The following is a 23535-nucleotide window of genomic DNA, read 5'->3' as shown; positions in this document are numbered from 1 at the left end:
CTTTCTTTTCAGTTTTACTCTGTTGCAATCGTGCGCGGGGAAACGTGATTCCCAGCGCAAAAAATACTTATTCGTCCGCCATCAGTTTACCTATTCCGGTAACATGCAGTCAGCATTTACTCATCTGGAGCACCATGTTTTCTGCACGACCCATACGGCATACGGCTGCCGGCAAGGCGATACGACCACGAATTTTGGCACAAGTAGTGACAAAAGTAATGGGTCAACTGACACTGGCGGCCGCCGGCGGTGCCATCTTGCTGTTCCCCATCGCCCATGCTGGCGCCCAGGAGGGCACGCAAGATGCTGCTCCAGAGAGCGCCAGCGCCACGGAAGTGGCACCGGCGCCGCTGCAGTACGAGGTCAAGGTCAATGCACCGGGCGACCTCGACGAGTTGCTCGAAAAAAACCTGGACCTGGAACGCTTCCGCGGCAACCCGCGCATGGACCGCGAGCAATTGCAGCGCCTCGTGCGTGATACGCCCGAGCAAGCCAAGAATCTCATCGCCACGGCCGGCTACTACACGCCCGTCGTCACGGTGCGCGTCGATACGACGGGCGCCAAACCCGTCGTCATCGTCGACGTCGAACCGGGGCAACCTGTGACCATCGACAAGGTCGAGCTGGAATTGCGTGGATTCGACCCCACGCCGCCACTGGCAGCTTCCGAACCCTACGATACGGAAGCGCTGAAGCGCAGCTGGTCGCTGAAATCGGGCAGCGTGTTTCGTCAATCCGACTGGGAATCGGCCAAGCGCGCGCTGCTGCGCGAAGTGGTGCAGACACGCTACCCGCGTGCCCAGCTGGTCGACACGCAAGCCGTGGTCGATCCGGAAACGCATAAGGTCTCGCTGCTGGTGGTACTCGACAGCGGCCCCGAGCTGCGTTTCGGCGAGCTGCGCATCGAGGGGCTGAAACGCTACGATGCCAACATCATCCGCAACCTCGACAAGATACGCCCGGGCGACTATTACAGCGAATCGGCGCTGCAATCGTTGCAGGCGCGCCTGCAGGACACGGGCTACTTTGCCAGCGTGGAAGTGAGCGCCGACATGAGCAGCATCCTGGGCGAGCAGATCGAGGCGGGCCAGGAAAGCCAGCAAGCCGAGGTGGCCGGTGCCACTGCCGAAGCCAAGCCCGTCAACCGCGGCCCCGCGCCGCTGCTGCCGCTGGTGGTGCGCGTGACGGAAAACAAGCAGCAAAACGTCAGCGCCGGTCTGGGTTTCAGTACGAATACGGGCAATCGCGCGCAGCTCAACTATGACAACCTCAACGTGTGGGGCACGCGCTTCAAGAGCGCCCTCACCATGGAGACGAAGAAACAGGCGGCGCACGCCAATTTTTACTTTCCAACGACCGAACGCGGCTATAACGACAGCGCGGGCGCCTCGTTCGAACGCAGCGACATTTCCAACGAAATCACGGCCGTCACAACCATCTCGGCCAAGCGCAACTGGGGCGGCACCAACCTCGAGCGCAGCCTGACGTTCGAGTTCCTCAGCGAAGACAAGACGGTCGTGGGCCTGGAACAGACGCGCAGCAAGAGCTTGCCTCTGACCTATGCCATCACCAAGCGCAGCCTCGACAGCCTGCTATTCCCCACCAAGGGCTATGTCATCAATGCCCAGGTGGGCGGCGCCCTGCTGCCCGTGCTGACGGACGAGCGCTTCGTGCGCGTGGCCGGCAAGGCCGTGTATTACCGTCCGCTGGGTGAAAAAGGCGAGCTGATCGTGCGCGGCGAAATGGGCGCGCTCGGTTCGAAGGAAAAACGCGGCGTGCCGGCCGTCTACCTGTTCCGCGCGGGCGGCGACCAGTCGGTGCGCGGCTATGGCTACCAGGAACTGGGCGTGAAGGAAGGCGAGGCCACCATCGGCGGGCGCTACATGCTGACCGGCAGCGCCGAATACCAGTACTGGTTCAAGCCGAAATGGGCGATTGCCGCCTTCTATGACGCCGGTAACGCGGCCGACACCGTCAAAGCAGCGATGACGCCGAAATCGGGCTACGGCCTGGGCGGACGCTACAAGAGCCCCGTCGGCCCCATCAATGTCGACGTGGCATATGGCCACGCCGTCCAAAAATACCGTTTGCACTTCTCTCTGGGATTCACTTTCTGATGTCCGATATGACTACCGAGGCGCCGAACGCGGCGCCCCAGCCCCCAGTAAAAAAACCGCGCCGGGTGTTGCGCTATGTACTGATCGCCGTCGCCAGCCTGGCCGTGCTGCTGGGTGGCGCCTTCTGGTTCCTGGGCCGCGAATCGACCTTGCAGATGCTGGTGCAAAAAGTGGCCAGCGCCAGCGGCGGCGAAATCGCCGTCACGGGCGTCTCCGGCTCGCTGTACAACCGCATGCACCTGGGCCACGTCAGCTACCGCAGCAAGACGCAGCACATCACGGCCGACAACATCGACATCAACTGGTCTCCGTTCCAGTTCTTTTCGGAAGGCATCGCCATCAGCGAACTGCACGTGGCCAGCCTGTCCGTGGCCAGCACGGCGCCGTCCGAGGAACCGTCGACGATGCCCGCCAGCCTGGCCGCGCCTTTTAAAATCGGCATTGCCGACGCGCGCCTGGACAAGGTGACCCTCATCAGCGCGGGCGGCAACACGGTGTTTGAAAAAATCCATTTCACCTTGTCGGGCGACAAGACGCAATGGCAGCTGGAAGATGCCTCGGCCCTGACGCCGTTCGGCCAGGCCACGGCGAGCGCGACGATTGCCGCCACGCAGCCGTTCAAATTGTCAGGCAAGGCAGGCTTGACGCAGCTCAATGCCGCCGCCGGCGAAAAACCCGCCGCCTTGAATCTGCAACTGGGTGGCGACTTGAACGTGCTGAACGTGACAGCCAAGGGCAGCGCGGGCGCGGCCACGGCCGACGCCCAGCTGGCGCTGGCGCCGTTCGACCCCGTCATCATCCTGCGCTCGGCCAGCATCCGTGGCCGCAACATCAATCCGGGCAAATTCGACGCGACTTTACCGCAGGCGGACCTGAGCCTGGAACTCGATGCCGCCATCGACACGCGGCCAACCAAGCAAACGGTGTCGGGCAAGCTGGCCATTCTCAACCACGCCACGCCGGGCCCCATCGACCAGCAAAAGCTGCCGCTGCGCCAGTTCGAAGCGCGCCTGGGCGGCACCCTGACGGCCACGACGCTCGAATCGGCCATCATCGATTTCGGCAACGCGGGCAAATTCACGGGTAGCGGCAGGCTCAACCGCGACACCGTCGACGGCCCCATCGGCAACGCGCAGCTGACCTTGCACACAGACAAGATCGACTTGCAGCACATGTACAGCAGCATCAACAGCACCAAGATCGTGGGCGACATCGTGCTCGACAGCGATGGCAAGACGCAAACCCTGCGCGCCAAGCTCGGCGAAGCCAAGCTGCGCCTGGACGTGGAAGCGACCCTCGCCGATTCCTTGGTGCAACTGCGCAAGGCGACCTTGCAGGCAGGAAAAAGCAGCGTCAACGCGACGGGGCAGATCAGCCTGAAGGACGAGCAGCCCTTCAAGGCCGTGGCCAACGCCAGCCGCCTCAATCCCGCCGATTTCGGCGCCTTCCCTGTGGCCGACCTGAACCTCGACGTGCGCGCCAACGGTCACGTGGCCCCCAAGTGGCTGGCGAATGCGGACTTCACCGTGCGCCCCAGCAAGCTGCTTGACCAGCCCTTGTCGGGCAAGGGCAAGCTGACGGCCGATGCGGCCCATTTCAGCGGCATCGACGTGCAACTGGCGCTGGGCAAGAATAATCTCACGGCCAAGGGCAACTTTGGCGGCGCCGGCGAAAAACTCAACTGGAACGTCGATGCGCGGCAACTCTCCGCCCTGCAGAGCGACTTGCTGGGCGCCGTGCAAGCCAGCGGCGTGGTGCAGGGAACCTTGCAGCAGCCGCGCACGACGTTTGTTGCCGATGCAAAAGGATTGGGCCTGACCAGCGGCAAGCGCCCTGCGCCTGACAGCGCCATCCACGCCAGCGGCGACGTGGGCTTGACGGGTCCGAAGCAGGTAGCGGAATTGAAAATGACGGGTTCCTTGCAAAAGATCAACCCGGCAGCCTTTGGGGCGACATTACCCAACGGCAACGTGAATGCGGACTTCAACGGCAGCGGCCGCCTGACCAGCGACTGGCAAGTGGCCCTGAACCTGGCCCTGCGCGAATCGACCCTGCAAAATGCCCCGCTGGCCGGTTACGCCAAGCTGTCGGCCAACGCGAAACGCATCGACAGCGTGGATGCGGAACTGCGCCTGGGGCCGAACAGCCTGCTGGCCAAAGGCGCGCTGGGCGGCGCCACCGACAAGCTGACGTGGAAACTCGACGCGCCGCAATTGTCGACCCTGGGTCCCCGCTTTGCCGGCGTGCTGCAGGCAGCCGGTTCCGTCTCCGGCAAGATGGACGCGCCCGCCGCGCAACTGACGCTCGATGGCAAGGATTTGACCTTGTTTGGCGACCAGCAATTGAAATCCATCAAAGGCAGCGCCAGCGTAGGCGCCGGCCAGGGCGCGCTCGACCCCATGGTCAGCGCGCTGGACATCACGGGTTACAGCACGCCCACCTTCAAGCTGGGCAGCGCCCGCCTGGGCACGACGGGCACGCGCGGCAGCCATACGCTCAGTTTGACGGCGCGCAATGACGCTTTCGATGCCAGCGTACAAATCCGCGGCAGCCAGAGCGGTGCCGCCTGGACGGGCACCATCGACAGCCTGCAAAACAAGGGCCGCTATGCGCTGGTGCTGCAAGCGCCCGTGCCCGTGAAAGTGGCGGGACCGGCCGGCAGCGGCGTGGCGGGCCTGGGCCAGCCTGAACAGATCAGCGTGGGCAACGCCGTCATCAAATTGCCGGCAGGCAGCATCAGCATGCAAAGCCTGGTCAAGAACGGCCCGCGCTGGAGCAGTTCCGGCCAGGCGGCCGGCGTGGCCCTGACCTATCTGGCGCAAGTGATTCCCTCGCTGCAAGCCAATGCGCGCAGCGACCTGACCCTGGGCGCGCAATGGTCGCTCGACATGCAGGTGCCGACGGCCAAGCAGAAAGACCCGTCGTTGGCCGGCATGCTGCACATCTACCGCGAAAAAGGCGACGTGACGGTGGGCGTGGAACAGCCGCTGGCGCTGGGACTGCGCACTTTCGATGCCCGCGTGGATGTCGCCAACCAGCAGCTGCGCCTGGCCGTGAAACTCGATGGCGCACGCGCGGGCCAGAGCGATATCAATGCCACCGTGCAAATGCTGAACGGGCGTATCGGCAACGACAGCGCCCTCTCGCTGACGGGCACCACCAGCATCGATACACTGGCCTGGCTGGCGCCGCTGACGGGCCAGCCGGGCCTGGAGCTGGGCGGCGCCTTGAAAGTGGCCCTGTCCGGCAGCGGCACCATCGGCGCGCCGCAATTGAATGGCGACATCAACGGCAGCAAGCTGCTGGTGAACTGGGCCGACCAGGGCTTGAAATTGCGCAATGGCGTGCTGCAAGCCAAGCTGGCTGGCGATCAGCTGCAATTGCAGCGCCTGAGCTTTGACGGCGGCGACGGCAAGGTGCAGGCAGATGGCTGGGTACGCTTTGCGAATGGCGAAGCGAGCCTGGAACTGAAACTGATGGCCGACCGCCTGCAGGCGCTGTCGCGCCCCGACCGTACTTTGATCCTGTCGGGCAACAGCACCCTGGTGCGCAACGACAAGCGCTTCAGCTTCGAGGGCAAGTTCAAGGCCAACCGCGCGCTGATCGAACTGGCGCCGCAAGATACCCCCACGCAAAGCAGCGACGTGGTGGTGCTGGGCAAGGAAGTCAAGGGCAGCAAGGAAGCGCCATCACTGCCCCTGAATATCGACCTGGAATTTGACCTGGGCAATGCCTTCCACCTGCGCGGCATGGGACTCGACGCCGACCTGGCCGGCAATGTGCGCGCCCGCGTCATCAACCGCGCCGCGCCGCGCGTGACGGGCAGCATCAAAGTCAGCAACGGCCAGTACGCCGCGTATGGACAGAAGCTGTCGATCGAACGGGGCTTGATCGCCTTCACGGGCGCCTACGACAACCCGTCACTGAACATCCTGGCCGTGCGCAAGCGCCCCGAGGGCGAAGCCTTGTCGGAAACGAATGTGGAAGCGGGCGTGGAAGTGCGCGGCACGGCGCAGGCGCCGACGGCCAAGCTGGTGTCCACGCCGAGCGTCTCGGACAGCGACAAGCTGGCCTGGCTGATCCTCGGCCACGGCGCGGAAACGGCGGCCGGCGATGAAATGGCCTTGCTGACGACAGCCGCAGGCGCCCTCTTCGGCGGCTCCGGTGGCGGCTTGCAGGGCAAGCTGGCCAGTTCGCTGGGACTCGATGAAGTGGGCCTGTCGCAGGCGCAAGGGCTGGAAAGCACGGTCGTCACCGTCGGCAAGCGCCTGTCCTCGCGCGCCTACCTGACGTTCGAGCAAGGCACCAGCACGGCGACGAGCCTGGTGAAACTGCGCTACAAATTGAATCGCCGCATCACCTTGCAATTCCAGACGGGCACCAACAATGCCCTGGACGTGTTGTACACGTGGGCGTTTGACTGATTTAACGCAAGCGCAAAACAGCACAAAGGGCGCCTCGGCGCCCTTTTCTTTGCTCTACCACAAACAGTTTACTCGGCCACGTCGAGCCCCCGCTCGATCATGCCTTCGACATACGCGCACAGGTATTGTTCCAGCGCGGGGCCGGACAGCACGTTGGCCGTCAGCGCGCCGTGCGGCGAGCCTTTCAGCACGCCGTCGTGGTACACGCGCGCAATCCAGGCCACGTCCGCGCCCTGGGTGTAATCGAGTTCATAGTCAAACGATTCTCCGCTGACTTTGCGTGTGTAGACTTCCTTGACAATTGCCATCTGAAACAGCCTTTCTTGACGGGGTTACTCAGGATGCGGGTGCGGCACGGGATCGTCCTGCGGCACCGGATGCACGGGCCCCGGCTGGCGCCCGGGCGCTTCTTGCGGCTCCGGCGCCGGCATGGGTTCATCGACAGGCGCCGGATCGGGCGCGCGGTGGGCGTGGATGACGGACATGGCTGGCCTCCCTGCAGACAAAAGAAGACCATACCACGAGAAATGCGCCTCCTGCCCTGCGCGCCCCTTATTTCGCTGCCGGCTTGACGTCGGCGGCCGGTGACGGGGCGTTCTTCACATATTTTTCCAGCCAGTTGTTGCTTTCATACAGCATCTGCATGATCGATTCGCGCGCGCGGTAGCCGTGGCTCTCGTTCGGCAGCATCACCAGGCGCGCCGTGCCGCCCAGTCCCTTGACGGCTTGGAACATGCGCTCGCTCTGGATGGGGAAGGTGCCCGAGTTGTTGTCCTGCTCGCCATGGATCATCAGCAGCGCATCCTTGATCTTGTCCGCATAGTTGAACGGCGACATGGCCTGGTAGACGGCCGGCGCCTGCCAGAATTAGCGCTCTTCCGCCTGGAAGCCGAACGGCGTCAGGGTGCGGTTGTAGGCGCCGCTGCGGGCGATGCCGGCACGGAACAGCCGCGTGTGCGCGAGCAAATTTCCCGTCATGAAGGCGCCATACGAGTGGCCGCCGATGGCGATGCGGTTGCGGTCGGACACGCCACGGCGCACCACTTCATCGACAGCCGCTTCAGCATCGGCCACCAGTTGCGGCAGATAGGTGTCGTTCGGCTCCTGCTCGCCGTTGCCGACGATGGGGAACGATGGGTTGTCGAGCACGGCGTAGCCCATGGACAGGAAGGCGGCCGGGCCCCAGTAGCTGACGGCATTGAATTTGTACGGCGAGCCCGTGGTCTGGCTGGCGGCGCTGGCCGTCTTGAATTCCTGCGGATACGCCCACATCAGGGTCGGCAATGGGCCGTCGCGTTTGACGTCGTAGTTCGGCGGCAGCATCAGGGTGGCCGTCAGGTCGACGCCATCGGCGCGCTTGTAGCGGATCAGCTCTTTCTGCACGCCCTTCAATTGCGGCAAAGGATGGGGGAAGTGCGTGAGGGCCGTCAATTGCGCGGCGCCCTGCTGTTTCAGGTTGCGCACATAATAATTCGGCTGCTCGGTGGGCGATTCGCGCGTCGACAGCAAACGGCTGCCATCTTCGTCCAGCACGGCCACCACGTTTTCATAGTAGGGCGCGGCGCTCTGGAACAGGCGCTGCTTCTGTTTCGTCGCCAGGTTCAGGCGGTCGACGAAGGGGCGGTCGCCGTCCTTCGAGGCGCCCCGGCCGTCGAGCAGGATGGAACCATCAGCAGCGATGAGCAAGCGCGGCAAACCGGCTGCATCGGCACGCATGACGGGCTGGCCCGGATCGTTGTAACGGTCTTCGAACGATCCCGCATACACGAGGTCGGCTGGCGTGGAAGGTTGATCTGGCGAAATTTTCCACTGCTTGACGGCGCGCGTCTTGTACCACGCTTCGCTGAGCAGGGCCAGGTCGCCACGGCCCCAGGCCACGCCCGCATAGCGCGAGCCCAGCCTGGCCAGCACGGCCGGCTTGCTGGTGAACGGCGCCGCCTGCGCGTAGACGATGTCGCGGATCTCTGCGGCCTTGGCCGGATCACCGCCGTCCTGCGCTTCGGCCCACACCAGGGTGGCTGGCGCATCGACGCGCCAGCTGACGGAACGCACGCCGGCGGACACGGCGTCATTGCCTGGCGGCAGCCCTTCCTCCAGCGGCAGGGCCGCCACCGCGTGCTCCACCTTGCCATGCAGGTCGCGCACGTCGATTTTGTGGCCAAAGTCATGCGCCGGCACGATATAGGAATACGGACGCACGATGCTGGTCGTCAGCAGGTGCTTGCCATCGGGCGAGGCCGACACGCGCGAAAACTGACCGGGCTGGCCCACCAGGCGCTGCTTGCCCGCCACGTCCAGCAAGGCCAGCTGGACGGTGATGTAGTGTTCGAACAGCTGCGCATCCTGTTCGTTCTTCAACAGGTCGGGATAGGTGCGCAATTGCTTGACGCCACCACCCGGCACGCTGTCCTGGATGGACGGGCCCGTCGGGATGCCGCTCGCCACAGGCGCCCCACCCAGCTTGGCCGGTTTCAGCTGCAACAGCAAGGTCTTGCTATCGGGCATCCAGGAAAAACCACGGCCATACACGCTCGACAGGGGTGCGCTGGCCAGCTTGCGCGCCGCTTTCGTCTGCACGTCGAGCAGCCACAATTGCACGCCCGATTCCTTCACGCCCTTGGCCGGATCGGCATAGGCGACATGCGTAAACGCCAGGTAGCGCTGGTCGGGCGACCAGGCCAGATCGGCAATGCGGGGCGACGCAGGCAAGCCGCTGACCTTGATTTCCTTCTGCGTATCGATGTCGAGTAAACCCAGGCCCGTGTGGAAGCTGAAGCGGCTGGCCGAATAGGTACGCGGATTGATGCGCAAGCCCGCCAGCTTCAGTTCCGGCTGCGCCACTTCGCTGATGCCGGGCAAGGATGGCGTGGGCAGCACGGCGGCCAGGTTGCGTTTCGGGCTCAGGCTCAGGGTCGGCGCGCGCGGTGCATCGACGATGGCTTGCAGGGGGGCCGGCGGCATTTGATAGCCGCCATCTTGCGCCATGGCCAGGGAAGACGAGGCCAACAGGCCGACAGTGATGGGCAGCAAAGGCAAACGAGTAGACATGGAACTCCAGTGTATGAAGGTGGCGACAACAAGCGAGCGCACCGCACCGCTCATGGCGGCGCATTGTGCCAAAGCATAGTGCGTTCATGCCATGTAAATGTCAACCAGCAACTTTTACCGTTTGACAAGCATCGCCGCCCGTCCCCATCTCGCTTACAATCGCTGTTTTATCCGCCCCCGAATGCCTACATGGAAACCACCACCCTCGCCCTGCTGTTATTGGTCCCACTGCTGGTCTGGCGCATTTATTCACGCCTGAAGAAACTGGTGGCGCGCCAGAAATCGCAGCTGTGGCGCCACTGGAGCGTGGCGATCGCGTTTCCCGCGCTGCTGCTGTTTCTGGTGACGACGACCAAATTCGAGGTCCTGCCCCTGTCCAGCCTGGGCGCGGGCGCACTGGCCGGTGGCTGGCTGGGCGTGCTGGGCTTGAAGCTGACGCGCTTTGAGCAAGTAGGAAAAGATTTCTTTTTTACCCAGCACCGTTACCTGGGCCTGGCCATCACGATGCTGTTCATCGCCCGCTTGCTGTACCGTGGCATGGAAATCTATCTGAACACGCGCCTCGACGTGCCCGTGCCGCCGCCACCGTTCGGCCAAAGCCCGCTGACCATGGCCGCCTATGGCCTCGTCATCGGCTACTACGCCATGTATGCGTGGGGCTTGCTGCGCTGGCGCCAGCGCAACCAGCCACTGCAGGCGCCCGAGTAAGCCATCCCGTCAGTAGTACTGGCACAGGCCGGTACACGTCGTCACCGCCAATGCCTGGCGTATCGTCGCCAGCGCCGGCGCCAAGGCGGGATCAAGGCCCTTGTCCGCATCGGCCAGGCTGGCCAGCAGGCGCTCGCGCAAGGGCGGCGCCATCAGATTGGCATTCGCCGTGGCGTGCTGCGCCGCCGCTTCCAGCATGACTTTCTTTTGCGCCACGTTCCAGAACGGCACCTGCATGAACTGCAATACGCCCGTGTAAACAACGGCCGTATTCTTGCTGAACGCCCGCGCGCGCAGCCGCTCGGGTCCGCTCACCGCGTCCGCTGGCTGGGCACTGAATTCCTGCTCCATCAGCGCTATCAAATGGCCATGGCAATGCATGCTGAAAGCAAACAAGGTGCTCATTTCATCACCATAATTGCCCAGGTTCTGCCTCGCTTGTTCCTTGCGCGCCTGCTGCAGCTGGGCGCCGGACAGCGGCAGCGGCCATGCGATGCCAAACGTATAGTATGTTTGTCCCAAACGCATGGCCTTTTCGCACACGGCCACGCTCTGGTTCACGTCCTGCAGCGCCGTGACGGGTACCTGGAACAGGCGCGGGCCATCGGCGATATGGGCAAACAGCTGCGCCACGGCAGGATCGCGCAGGCGCGGCAAGCCGCTGTGCGGCGTCGCCTTGGCCATCAGCTCTTCCAGCTGGCCGCTGGCTTGCTGGAAATCGGCATAGCTGTCGGCCCAGGCGGCGGGCGCCATGAGGGTGGAGGAAAGGCAGAGCAGGCGGCCGAGGCGGCGCAGCGGCGAAGAAATCAAAAAGGACATGGGATCAGGAGAGCACTATTGGATAATTAGCAATTATAAGCAATCTATATCCATACTGCATCCAATCAGGCGATGATGGTGACGCGCGGCCAGCGCGCCGCATAGTCCTTGCTGGCCAGGCGCTGCGCATAGCCGTCCAGGCTGATGCGCGCCGGGTTGCGCCGCACCACCATATTGAACAGGTCATCGAGGCCATGCGGCGCGACGATGCCGATCTCGCCGTCAGGCCGCAGCCAGATGCCAACCGAGGTGGCAAACTCGGGCCAGGTAGCGATGGCGTCGTCGAGCGAGCACAAGGGCGGCACAGCATAGCCAAACTCAGCCTCGAACCACAGGTGCACCCGGGCCTGGTTGCATACCTCCCACGGCACGCCGGGCAGCAAGGTTGCCAGGCGCTGGCGCAGCTGCACCTCACTTTCCGCAAGCAAATCGTGCGCATCGAAATACGCCACGTCGATGTCGCTCAATGCCGACGGTTGTGAGTAAGCATGCAAGGCGTCCCACACCAGGTTGCGCACGGCGCCGGCGCCGATGCAGCAGTGGGGCAAGCCCAGCTGCGCTACGGCGTGCAGCGCTTGCATGCACCACGGCGTGGCGCGGGCGATGGCGCGCAGGCGCGCCGCCAGTGCCTGCTGCTCACTCATGCTCACGGCCGTATCTGCGGCGCCACGCCGTCGTGGCTGACCGTGCCTTCGACATTGCCGAAGTACACATCCAGATCCTGCTTCGGATGGAAGTTGCGCAGCTTGACTTGCAAGGTGGTGGGGTTGATTTTGGTGAACGTGCCGGGGAAGCAAAGGCTGACCAGCTCGTCATGCTTGCCCTTGATCAAGTTCAAGGTAAAGTCTTCGATGCCATTCTTCCAGGTGTTACCCGTCGTCAAAATGTACGAGACCCAGACAGCATTGACGAAGCCGCTTTCGCCCTGCTTGGCCGCCAGGCGGTTCCACGTCTTGTAAAAGGCCTTGTCGCCGCAGTATTTCTTTTCAAAGGCATTGCCATCGCCCAGGTAGGACGCACCGGGGCCGGCCGCGACGAATGGCGCATATTGATGGCGCACGCGCACGACTTTGCCAGCGGGGAATTTCTGCTGCCACAGATAGATGACTTTCACTGTCCAGGCAGGTACCCATTCTTCGTCATACAACTGGGCCAGCAAGCCTTCGCCGATCATGATCTTGCTCTGCGCGGCCGTCAGCGGCGCCACTTTTCTGTCGAACGGCGTGTGCGAGGGGAAATACGCGATCTGCGCGTCCGACAAGCCCAGCTGGCGCAAGCGGGCCGTCACATCGTTGCTGTCGAGCTTGGCGACAAACGTGGTTTTATAGTCCTTGCGCTTGCCATCCACGTCGACAGTAAACTGCTGCGGCTGGCCATAATACGTGGGCGAACCATGGTAGCCGGCCGCGTATTCGGGCAGGGGGAAGAAGATCGTCTCTTCCACATCCTTGGCCGATTCATTGAGGAATTCGTACTCGACCTTGATCAAGTCCGTGCTCACGCTGAGCACTTCCTTTTTCATGGCCACGGCATCGGTCTTGCCGAACAAGATGCCACCCGCGCTGACGGAACCGATGCCGTCATTGGCCACGGCCGTACCGGCCAATGCCAGCGACAGGGCTGCGGCCAGAACGAGCTTGCGCACGGCCATCACGCGGCCTTGCCCGACACGGGGTCGATGCGCCGTTGCAGCACGAAAATCGGTTGCGCCCATTGGCTATCCTTTTTCTTTTTGCTGGTGATCAACGTCAGCTCCGACGGATCGTAGACATCCGTGTTGTGCGTCAACGGCGTCGTCATCAGGTATTGCGCTTGCGTATTTTTCAGAAATTCGCCGACCAATTGAATGTTGCGGATATCGAGGTGGGCAAACGGTTCGTCGATGAAGACGAAGCCGCCGGAACCGTCTTCCGATTTCAGCAAGCCGATCAACAGCACCAGCGACTTCATGACCTGCTGGCCGCCCGACGCTTCGCCATCGTTCATGCCGATGACGCCCTTGCCGTCAAATTTGAAACGCACGTGCAAGCCCGCCTGCGACAGCTGCACGTCATCGTTTTCCAGGCGCACGGGGTCGGCATGCACTTCGATGCCGGCCAGCTCGCCGAGCTCCTTGATGTTCTTGCTGTAGGTCTTGATGGTGTAGCGCAAGCGCTCCATGTAGGCGCCACGCGCATTGCCCGTCGCTTCGATGGCGCGGTTGTTCTGGTAGCGGCGCTCGTCCGTTTCCGACTGGCGGCCGTGCAGTTGGTCCGACAGGCGGTGATGCTGGTCGATGACGGTGGCATCGAGTTCCCAGTCGTCGCGCGCCAGGCTGTTTTGCAGGCTGGCCACGCGCAAGTCGACCTGGTGCGCGTTCTGGTGCTCGGCGACGAGGGCCGCGCGGCGCGCAGGGCGGCGCCAGCTTTTCGGCAAATGGCGCCACGCATGGCGCAGGGCCAGCAAGGCGCGCGCATGCTCGGCGCGCTGTTCAATCTGTTTCTTGTAGCCGAGGCGCGCACCCGCTTCCGCTTCGGACAAAGCCAGGCGCGCGTTTTGCCACACCGTATCGGCACGCGTGCGCACCACGGTGGCGTTCTTCGTCAGATTTTGCAGCTCGCCCAGGCGGCCGCCCACTTCCAGGCGCTCTTCCTTGAGCGGCTTCGAATTGCGCAGCGCTTCGGCGAATTCTTCCTGGCGCGCACTGAGTTCCTTGGCCGCGTCGACGCCGGCGATGCGCGCCTTCAAGGCGCCCACTTCCGCCGCCAGTTTGGAAATGGCCAGGGTCAGCGTATCTTCCTGCCCTTCCAGGCCCGGCAGCGAGCGCAGCAGCGCTTCCAGGCGGCCGCTGCGGCCAGCCTGGCCGAAGCGGTAGCGTGATGCTTCCACGAACAGCGAGCGCCCGCCGCGGCGTTCGCGGTGATACGCCTCGGGCGTGATCCATTCCTCATTGTTGCCCAACTTGAAACCGGCTTCGACGGAATCGACGCGGGCGATGCGCGACAGCTGCTCGATCAGCCAGCTGGGCACGGGCGCGGAAAATTTCACCACCGCCAGCAAGCTCTCGTCTTTCGCGACAGGCGCCGTGACCAGCTCGGGCACGATGAAGTGGCGATAGCGCTCCTTCTCGGCCAGGCGGTAGGCGGCAGCCGCGTCCTTGGCCTTGTCGAGCAAGACGACCGAAGCGTAACCGCCCAGCACGCCTTCGACGGCGCCCTGCCAGCGGCTGTCCGTCACTTCGACGATGTCCGACAGCATCGCGTGGCCGATGCCCGCGTCGCGCAGCGCGCGGCGCATGCCGCGCACATTGTCCGGCTCCGGCATGGCCGTCTTGCCTTGCAGCGCGGCAATCGTCGCCTGCTCGCCCGCGATGCGCGCCGACAAGGCGTCACGCTGCTGGCGCTGCTGCAGCAATTGCGCTTCCTTCTGTTCCAGCTGGGCCGTCACTGCGGCGATGTCGCTGCCCGAGTCGGCAGCCAGCTTGTGCAAACGGTCTTTTTGTTCCAGCAGGCTGTCCAGCGGTTTCAGCTTGCTATTGATCAGGGACAAGCGGCTCTGCAAGCCAATCGATTCCTGCTCCAGCAAGGTCTCGTTCATCTGCGCGTCGGACAGGGCCTTCGCTTGCGCCGCCAGCGCATTGCGTTTATCGGTCAGCTGCTGGTCCGCCTGCGCCATCGGTTTGCGCGCATCGCGCAATTGGCGGCTGGCCTGAGCCGCCTTTTCGCGCGCCTCGTGGTATTGCAAGCTGGGCAGCACTTCTTCCAGCAGGTTGCGGCGCTCTTTATGCAGCCCTTCCCACTGGTGGTAATTGGCCACGCGCAGGCGCAAGCCTTCCAGGTTGGTCTTCGACGCTTCCAGTTCCGTCTCGAAGCGTTTCAGCTCCACTTCCGTATCGCGCTGGTGGCGCTTGGCTTCGTCGTAGGCGTCCAGCACTTCCTTGTCGCCGAACACCTGAAACACCAGGTCGAGCAACTGGCGCGGCGCGTATTCGCACAATTTGTCCGTCTCGCCCTGCTCCAGCGCCAGCACTTTCGACATGGCAGGCGACAGGCCAGCATTGGCCAGGCGCTTGCGGTAGTTTTCCACACCCAGCCAATCGTTGGCATCCGTGATGTCCTCGATCTGCACATTGCCTGGACGCATCAGATACTGGCGCTTCCAGTCGCCGCCATTCTTCTGGATCTGGCAAAACAGGGTCACTTCATCGTCGCTGAAGAAGCCGGAGCTGCGAAACGGCCGGTTCGACAGCTGCTTGCCCACGTTCTTGTTGTCGACCACGGCGCGCAGCCAGGCCGTCTGCTGGCCCGAGTGGCGCGCATAATGTTTATACGTGCGGCCCATCGAGCAGTCGAGGCCGAACAAGGTGCGCAAGGCGTCGAGCAAGGTGGTCTTGCCCGAGCCGTTCTGCCCCGCGATGGTGATGATCTTCGCGTCGAGCGGAATATTCTTGATGCGCTGCCAGTAATCCCAGTGCACCAGTTCAAGTGATTTGATATGAAACATGGGCGCTTTCAGTGAGGGAGGTCGGACGAATCGGCGTCACCGGCGTCTGGCAAGTCGCCGATGTCGACGGACTGGTCGTCTGTCAGGTCGGCATCCGGATCGACAGCCACAAGGCGCGCGGGCGCCCGCTTGAACACGTCGGCCAGGGCGCCGTTGATGATGCGTTCCTTGAGCACGTCGGTATCCATCATCAGGTCCAGCAGCGGGCCTTCCAGGATGAAGTCGCCGCGACGCTCGATGAAGCCCAGCTTGGCCAGGGTGCCCAAATTCATGTCCATGCGCGTCTTCTTGCCCAGCTTGTCGCCGAAGTCCGACAGCAGCGCCTTGTAGGAAATGCCGATCGAGGCGTCTTCCGCGCGCGGCAGCGGTTTTTCCGTGCCAAACATATCATTTTGATCGTCATCGGCGTGCTGGTGCGTTTCCTGGCGTTCGCGCTTGGGCAGGATGATCTGCGCCCACAGCACCACCAGCAAGGCCACGCCATCGCGCGCCAAACCGAAATTGTTGTTTTGCCAGACGTCGCGCGCGCCGAAAATCTTCGGTTCGATGGTGCGCGTCAGGGCCAGCGTCACGTGGTCGGCATACACGTTGTCGAGCAGCTTCAAGCCGCAGGCCAGCAGGCGCGCATCGATTTCGGCGCGGAACAGCTCGTCGGACAGCACGCGCTTGACGAGCTTGTCGTCGCGGCGCAGGGTTTGATGCGTGAGCAGGCGCGCAATCAGGATTTGGGAATCGTCATTCATCGGCAGTGCCGCTATCTAAATCAAGTGAAACATTCAGTGAAAGCGAGGCGATCGACATGGCCGCCACGTGGGGGTCGGTCAGCTGGACCATCTCGTCGGTCGGTGTAAAGGTGATCGGCAAACGGGCCAGTTCGGCCGTCGAGCCTTGCAAGCTCGCTTCGGACACATCGCCCAGCAGCGGCAGCATCGAGGCGCGGTACGAGGCCACGGCAAAGCTGGCAGGCAGCAGCGAATCCTGCACCGGTACGGATTTCGGCCCTTCTTCGCCGATGCTGGGGAAATTGCCCAGGCTGGCAAAATTCGACAGGCGTTCGAGCAAGTCATCGAGTTCAAGCTGCATGGCGGGACCGTCGCTGATGGTGGTGGGCGCGTCCTCTCCGCTGGGCAGGCCCGTATTGATGACACCTGCCGCCCGTTCGGACAGCAGTTCCGTTTCCGCCACGTCGATCATCTCGGCCGGCGTGCTGAACAGGGGCACGACGGGCTGGTCGATGGCGCCTTCGGCCAGGCTGGCCAGGTCTTCATGCAGCAAGAGCCAGCGCTTGATGTCGGTGGTCGACAGGCCCGACTGGCCCAGGTGCACGCGCTGGCGCTCGATCTGGTTCAGCGCGCGCGAAAACATGCCTTGCATATTGAGCAATTTACTTTGCGCGCGGCCGATCGCCTGCGCCGCCTTGTGCGTGGCGCTGTCCGCGTTTTCATCGGAGGTGATGGCCACGAGAATCTCGGAACCCTTTTCCACCCAGTCGCACGCCATGTTCCACTTCGCCTGCGCCGTGCGCAGCCGGAATTCGGAACCGGAGGCAATCGCGTCGGAGAACTCTTCCGTCAAATCCACCAGGCGCCCCAGCAAATGCTGGAGTTGTTCAACGGACACGCCGCCCACGGCTTGCGCACCGGCCACCTGCGACAACAGAAAACCCATTTCCGCTTCGTCTTCCGTCTGGCCCAGGCCCAGCAAGCTGTCGATGGCGGACAGCACGTTGCGCGCCATGGGCGTCACGCGGTACACGCCCTGCTGCGCATCCCAGGCCAGCAACTGATTCGAGCGCAGGCGCAGCAAGACCGTTTCCAGGCTTTCCGGCAACAGATACGCCAGTTTCGTATTGATATCGGCGCGCGTATAAGCGGACGTGGCCGCATCGGACGCCAGCTCGCGCAACACCAGCAGACGTACCAGCACGCCATCGAAACCGCCATGGAACAGGGCCGTAAACACTTGCAGCAAAGGCTGCGCCCGCTTCAAGTGAAAAACTTGCTCAATTTCATCGGCCGAAATATTGGGCTGGAAATGCGCCTGCAAGGAATCGTGATGCTCTTGCTCTGTCTGATGTGCATCCGTAGCCACGGCTGCACTTGCCATTATATCAATCATTCTTTTCCGGATGAGTGTTCAGCGGGCGGCGCAGCGGGCTAACGCAGCGCTGCGGGGCGGGGGCGTCAGTATATCAGTTCTGACATGCAATTTAGCGCGTGGGAGGGGGCGAACGGGCCGTCAGTCTGCCGAGTGTTGCATTGACGACGTCCCCAAAGGCGAAGGGCCGGGGTCGGACCCTGAGGGTCCGACCCCAGTTTCTGCATCTGGGTTGGTAATTTGAGGCAAAACTGCGCAGCAAGCACTTACTTCTTGACGATCTTTTGCAAGGTTTGCTCGACGTAATCGCCATCTTCATCAGCGAACGTCACCTTCACGGGATACCATTCCAGCGACGGCGCCAGCCACAGGTCCACTTGCTGGCCCTTCTTGTCCGGCGGCGGCGCCTTGACCAAGTGGATGGCAGCCACTTCGCCCAGACCGGTGGCGACCTTGTCATCCTTGACGACCTTGAAGGTCCACGGCTCGGCGTCGTGGCGACCTGCCACGAAGAAGCTCCATTCCGAACCGGGCGTGAATTTCTCGGGCGTGGCGCGCGCCACGCTGACCAGTTGCCAGACGGTGCTGTTACGGTCCTGCTCGCCGCCTTTCAACGGATAGCTGTCATCGCCCTCGCTGAAGACGATGGTCTTGCTGTCGCGCTTGAACGTGGTGGTGGCCGCTTCCTTACGGAAACGTTTTTCCACGAATTGCGCCGGCGCCAGGCCGAAATCGTCCACAGTGCCTTCGCTGCGCTGCTCCAGAATCTTGCCGAACAGGGCCGCCTTGGTTTCAGCCAGCAGCGAATACTTGCCATCGCCCACGCGCCAGTTGCTGACCGATTCGCCGGACAGTCCGATGCCGCGCTGCCTGGCCTTGATCGAATAGACGAGGTCAGCCGATGGCGCCAGCTTGTAGGGGCGCTTGATGACGGGATGCTCAACGGGCGCGTCGGCCATGGCGGGAGTCAGGGTGGCGGCCAGCAAGCTGGCCAGCACCACGCGTTTTAAAGTAGTCAAAGTCATCATTTATTTTCCTGTAGCGTCATTGACGCGAATGTGGGTCACGGTTTGCGTGGTCAAAGCCCCGCTCGCCTCGGTATTGCGTATTTGTACCGGATACCATTGCATGGACGGCGCCAGCCAGATATCGAGCTGCGACGAATAGGTGCCGGGCTTCGGTGGCCGGCGCAGATGCCAGGTCACCAGACGGCCCATTTTGGTATCGAGCTCTTCCTCGCCCACCAGCTGGAAGCGGAACACGGTCGCTTCCTTTTCCTCGCCGACGAGGATATCGATATTGCCGGCCAGCTGGTTGACGTCGGCGCGGCCGATGGCGGCCAGCTGGAACGGCACCGTGGCCTTGTCCTGCGCCCCCTCCTGCCATGGAACCGTGGCCGTCGTAGCCGAAAACGTGATGGCCCTGGCGTCGCGCTTGAAATGCGTGGCCGTTTGCGCGCGGCCCTTGCGTTTCTCCGTGGCCGTGACGGGCACGATACCGCTGGTATCGATCACGCCCTCGCTGGTCAGCACCAGCAGGTTGATGCGCGTGATCAGCATGCTCAAGCCCACTTCCAGTGTCAGCTGATACGTATCGCCCCGGTTTTCCCACGCCATGGCGGCCACGCCCTGCCACTTGGTGCCGTCGGCATCGCGCCGGTCCACATGCAAGTCGAACTGGGCCGAGGCAGGTACATTCGTTTTGTAGTGCCGTGCCTGTTCGACGGCCGGTGGCGGCGGCGCGGCAGCTGGTGCGGCCGCCACGGCGGGCGCGGGCGCCGTGATGACCGGGGCAGCCACTGCGGCCGGCTCGGAAGTAGCGGGGCCTTCCGGCACGTCGCTGGCAGGCGCCGTCCACTGGGGCGCTTCGCTCGACGCCAGCTCCGTCGGCGGCGGCGGGGCAGCGGCCTGGGCTTGGACATGGGGAGCTCGGGCGGCGGCGGTGGCAACACTGGCAGGGGCCTGGGTGGCTCGGCGATCAAGGCCATGCTGACCACCTGCGCATGATTCTGCCCCAGCGGCACCATGCGGGCATGCGAGGTGAGCCACTCCAGCGCCACGTAATGCAGTGCGCCGATGACCGCAACAAAAATGACGGTACGGCGGCGCGGTGGCGAAAAGAAGGAGTCGGGCATCATAGGCCGTAGTGTAACGCTTCCACCCCACTTCCCGCTTCTTGCCCGCGCTCAACTCTTGATGTTTTATGTAAGAAAATGTTGGCAGCGTTGCGTCAGTTGCAAGCTGATATCTGCTACGCTAGGGCCATCCACCTACCAGGAGATTTCGCATGGCAAATCCGCAAATGCCCCAAATACCGGGCGCAGCAGTTGTGACCGATACCCTCGACTTCGTCAAGAACCTGTGGGGCAGCATGAGCGTGCCCGGCATGGGCATGCCCGGCATCACGGCGCCCACCATGTCGGTGGAAGAGCTGGACAAGAAAATCAGCGACCTGAAAGCCGTCGAAGCATGGCTGAACCTCAATACCAGCATGCTGCGCGGCAGTATCCAGGCGCTGGAAGTACAGCGCGGCACCATTGCCACGCTGAAATCGATGGGTGCTTCGCTGGCGGCGGCCATCACCCAGCCAGGCGCCAGCGAGAAAACTGTCTTTGAATCGGTGCCCTACGCTTCCGCGTTTTTCCAGCAGGCAGCGCCTGCACCGAAACCGGCGCCCGCACCTGCACCCGCGCCAGAACCCGCTGCGGCGGCGCCCGACGATGCCGGCAACCAGGCAGCAGCCCAGTTGGCCAATCCAAGTGCTTGGTGGAATTTGTTACAAGATCAGTTCAAGCAGGCCGTGTCGACGGCGATGTCGCCCGATGCTGCCAGTGCGGCAGCGGCCAGTTTCGGCGGTGGAGCGGTTGGAGCGAAGGTCAAGCCAGCGGCCAGCAAGTCCGCCAAACCGGCAGAAGCCGGCACGGCAGCCAAGGCCAAGGCCCCGCTGCGCAAGGCGCCCGCGAAACGCGCAGCGCCCAAGGCTAAAGCGCCAGGCAAGGCCTGACGCGTCAAGCCGGCGATATGATCAGGCGATACGATGAATGCGGATCGCCTCGATCATGTTGTCGGGCTGGCGTTTTACGTCACCGATCGTGATCAGGCCTTCGTCGGCCAGCGCCTTGGCGTGCTCGTACGAAGACTGGAATGTTTCCAGCGTGTCTCCCTTGGCGGCGACCGGGCGTACCCAGGCAATACTGCCGACCTTCATTTTTTTGTACACTTCATTGACCACATCACGCATAGTTTCTTCCTTATTGTTGTAAAGCAACTCAAGCACGGGCGAACCCACGCTGGCCCCTAGTTTATCATCCGGCACGCTCGCGCACGGATTTTCCCCCTTTTTCCGGCGCCGACGGCGCTTTTTCCGGCACCTCGACGGCCGGTTCCGGCCCGAGCGGCGGCGTCAGCTGCACCAGTTGCTCCATCAATTGCGCAAAGCGCTGCTGTCCCGGTGCGATTTTGTCTACATACAACAACACTTCCATGGCTTCGACCGCCAATTCCGCCTGGTAACCGCGCTGCTCCAGGAAAGACACGATGATTTGCGCGGAATTGAACAGGATGCGCAGGTTGTTCGGCAGTTTTTCGCGTGCCGCACGCATCCAGGCGACCGCCTCGTTGAGCTTGTCCGTCTTCCACAGCAGCACGCCCTTGTTCATCAAGTCAGACGCTTCCTTGCGCGCGGCGATGATCAGGCTGGTGCCTTCGTCGCCCATCTTCGCCTTGTCGAAGATCTTTTGCACTTCGTCCTGCACCACCTGGTTGTCGTGGTTGTTCTTCACCACGTAGCACAGCAGGCTGGCCGGCGCATCCTTGACGCCGACGGCGAACAGCAAAGTTGCCAGTTCCATGCAAATGCTTTTCTCGGGCCGCGCCGGGTCTTCCGCCAGCATGGCTTCGAGTTCGTCGCCGCATTTGCGCGCGCGCCGGTAATCGCCCGTTTCGTGGTGCACCATGCCTTCCGTGATCTTCGCGCGCAAGCCGATCTGCTCGGGCGGGAATTCACGCTGCGCCAGCAGCAGCCATTGCAGCGCCTCCTTGGCATCCTTCTTCAGTCCGCACACGCGCGCCAGGCCCAGGTAGGCATCCGGCGTCTTCATGACGGAGAATTCACCGATGGAAATACACTTGCGAAAAGCCTTTTCCGCCATGCTGACATTACCAACTTTCAAGGCCGCCAGCCCCAGATTGCGCTGGCGCGGCACCGAATTGGGCGACAGGCGCGCCGCCTTTTCCAGCACGCCGCACGCTTCCTCGTGCTGGCCCATCAGCTGGTAAGCGACGGCCATCTGATCATAGGCATCGATGTAATACTTGTTTTCGACGATCACGCCCTGGAAGATCTGCCGCGCCGCCTCGTGCTCGCCGTTATTCATGCGGATCTTGCCCAGGCCCGCCTTGGCCCAGCTGTAATCGCGCTCGGCCAGCACTTTTTCATACACGGCGCGGGCCTTTTCCGGTTCGCCACTTTTCAGCAGCAAACTGGCCTTCATGCGCAGCAATTCCAGCGCGTGCAGCTTGTTGAGCTCGATCTGCGCGTCGCACAATTTGGCCGCGCGCAAATAATCCTTTTCCATGCAGGCCTGGTCGATTTCGCGAAATACTTGCTTCTTGTGCCACACGCGGTTCAGCCGCGTCAACAGCACGCCTTCCGTGATGGGTTTGATCAGGTAGGCGTCGGGCTGGTGCTCGGCCGCGCCCATCACCGATTCCACGCTTTTCTCGGCCGACACCATCAGCCACACGCTCGACGGCGCCGTCAGGTTGCGCACGCGCGTCTCTTCCAGCACCTGCTGGCCATTCTTGCCTTCGCCCAGGTTGTAATCGCACAGCACCACGTCATAGCGGGTCTTGGCCAGCAGCTTCATGGCTTCACCGCCGCTGGCCGCCTGGTCGATATGGCGCGCGCCCAGGTTGCGCAGGGATTCACGCAGCAGGATGCGGATGCCGATGAAGTCGTCGACCAGCAGATAATGCTTGTCGGCCCAGTCGGTGCTGCCCGCTTCGCCGGCGGTGGCGTGGCTGTCTGTCGTCATGAATTCCTCGTTCAGGGCAGGCGCAGGATGAAACAGCCGCCGCCCAGCGCGCCGCCATTTTCCAGGGCGATGCTGCCGCTACTGCCCCGGTGCTTGTGCATCTTCGCCACTTCGCTGGAGAAATACAGGCCCAGTCCCGTGCTGTTGGTGGAAAAGTTCACGCCGGCCGCCATGCCATCCATGGCTGCGCTGCCCGCGTCGAGCAGCGCCTGCGAGTAGCCGTCGCCATTATCTTCCACGCGCAGCTCGAGCATATTGTCGTGCTCCTGCACCGACAGGCGGATCGTGTCTTTCGTGTAGCGGATGGCGTTGTTGATGGCATGCGCCAGCACGCCGATGACCAGGTCTTCATCCAGGGTCCAGATCAGCTCGGCCGGGCACGCCGTCTCCAGGCGGATGCCTTTCGAGGCCAGCAGGATCTTTTCCTGGTCCACCACCTGGTCGACCACCTGGCTCACCAGTTGCGGCTGCACGTCGAACGGATAGCCGGGCTTGCCCACTTCCTTGTACAGGGCCAGCAGCTGGATCAGGTTATCGTTCAGGCGCTTGGTCTGGTACAGCATTTGCGCCATCTGCAGGTAGGCGGGATCGGCCTGCGGCGCGTCTTTCGCCTGTTCGGCCGCCAGCAAGGATTCCAGCGTGCCGCTGACGACGCTGATCGAATTTTTCATGTCGTGCACGGTCGACGCCAGGAACAGGAAAAGCTCGGGCGAGCTGTGTTGATTTTCCACCGGATATCTCCTTGGAGCCGCAGCTTGAATATTGCCAAGGATAAATTATACCGCCAGCCTGCAGACGCCAGCCA

General features: G+C 62.9%; 17 protein-coding genes and 1 pseudogene. 4 read left to right on the top strand and 14 right to left on the bottom strand.

What is annotated here, in order from left to right:
* The first annotated feature begins 218 nt into the window (after nucleotides 1-218).
* Nucleotides 219-2117, top strand: coding sequence for an autotransporter assembly complex protein TamA (locus tag CNX70_RS04055; RefSeq protein ID WP_096233645.1), 1899 nt, complete (start codon nucleotides 219-221; stop codon nucleotides 2115-2117).
* Nucleotides 2117-6541, top strand: a complete 4425-nt coding sequence (locus CNX70_RS04050; RefSeq protein WP_096233643.1) for a translocation/assembly module TamB domain-containing protein — start codon at nucleotides 2117-2119, stop codon at nucleotides 6539-6541. Before CNX70_RS04055 ends, CNX70_RS04050 begins: the two co-directional genes overlap by 1 nt.
* A 68-nt stretch (nucleotides 6542-6609) precedes the next feature.
* Here CNX70_RS04050 and CNX70_RS04045 read toward each other — a convergent pair whose 3' ends face one another.
* The 3 genes and pseudogenes from CNX70_RS04045 to CNX70_RS29185 form a co-directional block, all read right to left on the bottom strand.
* On the bottom strand, nucleotides 6610-6849 hold the full coding sequence (locus CNX70_RS04045; protein ID WP_096233641.1) for a hypothetical protein: 240 nt from the start codon (nucleotides 6847-6849) through the stop codon (nucleotides 6610-6612).
* Between the two features lie 24 nt (nucleotides 6850-6873).
* Entirely contained in the window at nucleotides 6874-7026 is a 153-nt protein-coding gene (locus tag CNX70_RS28490; protein ID WP_167389608.1) for a hypothetical protein, read from the bottom strand.
* 67 nt (nucleotides 7027-7093) lie between these two features.
* Nucleotides 7094-9046: pseudogene (locus tag CNX70_RS29185) on the bottom strand (alpha/beta hydrolase family protein).
* Nucleotides 9047-9778: 732 nt separating this feature from the next.
* On the opposite strand from CNX70_RS29185, the gene CNX70_RS04035 reads away from it, so the two are divergent.
* A complete protein-coding gene (locus CNX70_RS04035; RefSeq protein WP_096233639.1) occupies nucleotides 9779-10297 on the top strand; it encodes a CcdC protein domain-containing protein in 519 nt (172 codons plus the stop codon).
* A 9-nt stretch (nucleotides 10298-10306) separates the two neighbouring features.
* Here the strand turns inward: CNX70_RS04035 and CNX70_RS04030 are convergent, their stop codons facing one another.
* From CNX70_RS04030 to CNX70_RS03995, 8 genes are all read right to left on the bottom strand, one after another.
* Complete coding sequence (locus tag CNX70_RS04030; protein ID WP_096233637.1) at nucleotides 10307-11116, bottom strand: hypothetical protein; 810 nt, start codon at nucleotides 11114-11116, stop codon at nucleotides 10307-10309.
* A 65-nt stretch (nucleotides 11117-11181) separates the two neighbouring features.
* Nucleotides 11182-11760 carry a nucleotidyltransferase family protein gene (locus CNX70_RS04025; protein WP_244199030.1) on the bottom strand — a complete coding sequence of 193 codons (579 nt, stop codon included), beginning with the start codon at nucleotides 11758-11760 and terminating at the stop codon, nucleotides 11182-11184.
* Between the two features lie 2 nt (nucleotides 11761-11762).
* Nucleotides 11763-12761, bottom strand: coding sequence for a DUF4424 family protein (locus CNX70_RS04020; RefSeq protein WP_157750892.1), 999 nt, complete (start codon nucleotides 12759-12761; stop codon nucleotides 11763-11765).
* A 5-nt stretch (nucleotides 12762-12766) separates the two neighbouring features.
* Nucleotides 12767-15598, bottom strand: a complete 2832-nt coding sequence (locus tag CNX70_RS04015; protein WP_096233633.1) for an ATP-binding protein — start codon at nucleotides 15596-15598, stop codon at nucleotides 12767-12769.
* Nucleotides 15599-15606: 8 nt separating this feature from the next.
* A complete protein-coding gene (locus CNX70_RS04010; RefSeq protein ID WP_096233631.1) occupies nucleotides 15607-16341 on the bottom strand; it encodes a hypothetical protein in 735 nt (244 codons plus the stop codon).
* Nucleotides 16334-17716, bottom strand: coding sequence for a hypothetical protein (locus tag CNX70_RS04005; RefSeq protein ID WP_071079666.1), 1383 nt, complete (start codon nucleotides 17714-17716; stop codon nucleotides 16334-16336). Before CNX70_RS04005 ends, CNX70_RS04010 begins: the two co-directional genes overlap by 8 nt.
* Before the next feature lie 245 nt (nucleotides 17717-17961).
* Nucleotides 17962-18723 (bottom strand): DUF3108 domain-containing protein, encoded by a 762-nt coding sequence (locus tag CNX70_RS04000; RefSeq protein ID WP_096233627.1) that lies wholly within the window; start codon nucleotides 18721-18723, stop codon nucleotides 17962-17964.
* Nucleotides 18724-19494 (bottom strand): DUF3108 domain-containing protein, encoded by a 771-nt coding sequence (locus CNX70_RS03995; RefSeq protein ID WP_244199029.1) that lies wholly within the window; start codon nucleotides 19492-19494, stop codon nucleotides 18724-18726. It lies immediately after the preceding gene.
* Between the two features lie 487 nt (nucleotides 19495-19981).
* Here CNX70_RS03995 and CNX70_RS03990 point away from each other — a divergent pair, with 487 nt between their 5' ends.
* Nucleotides 19982-20698 carry a PhaM family polyhydroxyalkanoate granule multifunctional regulatory protein gene (locus CNX70_RS03990; RefSeq protein WP_096233625.1) on the top strand — a complete coding sequence of 239 codons (717 nt, stop codon included), beginning with the start codon at nucleotides 19982-19984 and terminating at the stop codon, nucleotides 20696-20698.
* Between the two features lie 21 nt (nucleotides 20699-20719).
* Here the strand turns inward: CNX70_RS03990 and CNX70_RS03985 are convergent, their stop codons facing one another.
* From CNX70_RS03985 to CNX70_RS03975, 3 genes are all read right to left on the bottom strand, one after another.
* On the bottom strand, nucleotides 20720-20935 hold the full coding sequence (locus CNX70_RS03985; protein ID WP_096233623.1) for a hypothetical protein: 216 nt from the start codon (nucleotides 20933-20935) through the stop codon (nucleotides 20720-20722).
* Between the two features lie 64 nt (nucleotides 20936-20999).
* Complete coding sequence (locus tag CNX70_RS03980; protein ID WP_096233621.1) at nucleotides 21000-22730, bottom strand: tetratricopeptide repeat-containing response regulator; 1731 nt, start codon at nucleotides 22728-22730, stop codon at nucleotides 21000-21002.
* Between the two features lie 11 nt (nucleotides 22731-22741).
* Entirely contained in the window at nucleotides 22742-23461 is a 720-nt protein-coding gene (locus tag CNX70_RS03975) for a sensor histidine kinase (RefSeq protein WP_071079670.1), read from the bottom strand.
* Nucleotides 23462-23535 lie beyond the last annotated feature (74 nt).

The organism is Janthinobacterium svalbardense (assembly GCF_002327145.1).
Classification (GTDB): domain Bacteria; phylum Pseudomonadota; class Gammaproteobacteria; order Burkholderiales; family Burkholderiaceae_D; genus Janthinobacterium; species Janthinobacterium tructae.
Note: the sequence above shows the minus strand (reverse complement) of the source record. Positions and strands in the feature narration are given on the sequence as shown.

Coding starts and splice junctions, on each gene's coding strand:
- CNX70_RS04030 (WP_096233637.1), bottom strand. CDS start 11,116: ATGTCCTTTTTGATTTCTTCGCCGCTGCGCCGCCTCGGCCGCCTGCTC.
- CNX70_RS04045 (WP_096233641.1), bottom strand. CDS start 6,849: ATGGCAATTGTCAAGGAAGTCTACACACGCAAAGTCAGCGGAGAATCG.
- CNX70_RS28490 (WP_167389608.1), bottom strand. CDS start 7,026: ATGTCCGTCATCCACGCCCACCGCGCGCCCGATCCGGCGCCTGTCGAT.
- CNX70_RS04010 (WP_096233631.1), bottom strand. CDS start 16,341: ATGAATGACGATTCCCAAATCCTGATTGCGCGCCTGCTCACGCATCAA.
- CNX70_RS04025 (WP_244199030.1), bottom strand. CDS start 11,760: ATGAGTGAGCAGCAGGCACTGGCGGCGCGCCTGCGCGCCATCGCCCGC.
- CNX70_RS04005 (WP_071079666.1), bottom strand. CDS start 17,716: ATGATTGATATAATGGCAAGTGCAGCCGTGGCTACGGATGCACATCAG.
- CNX70_RS04000 (WP_096233627.1), bottom strand. CDS start 18,723: ATGATGACTTTGACTACTTTAAAACGCGTGGTGCTGGCCAGCTTGCTG.
- CNX70_RS04050 (WP_096233643.1), top strand. CDS start 2,117: ATGTCCGATATGACTACCGAGGCGCCGAACGCGGCGCCCCAGCCCCCA.
- CNX70_RS04055 (WP_096233645.1), top strand. CDS start 219: ATGGGTCAACTGACACTGGCGGCCGCCGGCGGTGCCATCTTGCTGTTC.
- CNX70_RS03990 (WP_096233625.1), top strand. CDS start 19,982: ATGGCAAATCCGCAAATGCCCCAAATACCGGGCGCAGCAGTTGTGACC.
- CNX70_RS04015 (WP_096233633.1), bottom strand. CDS start 15,598: ATGTTTCATATCAAATCACTTGAACTGGTGCACTGGGATTACTGGCAG.
- CNX70_RS04035 (WP_096233639.1), top strand. CDS start 9,779: ATGGAAACCACCACCCTCGCCCTGCTGTTATTGGTCCCACTGCTGGTC.
- CNX70_RS03985 (WP_096233623.1), bottom strand. CDS start 20,935: ATGCGTGATGTGGTCAATGAAGTGTACAAAAAAATGAAGGTCGGCAGT.
- CNX70_RS03980 (WP_096233621.1), bottom strand. CDS start 22,730: ATGACGACAGACAGCCACGCCACCGCCGGCGAAGCGGGCAGCACCGAC.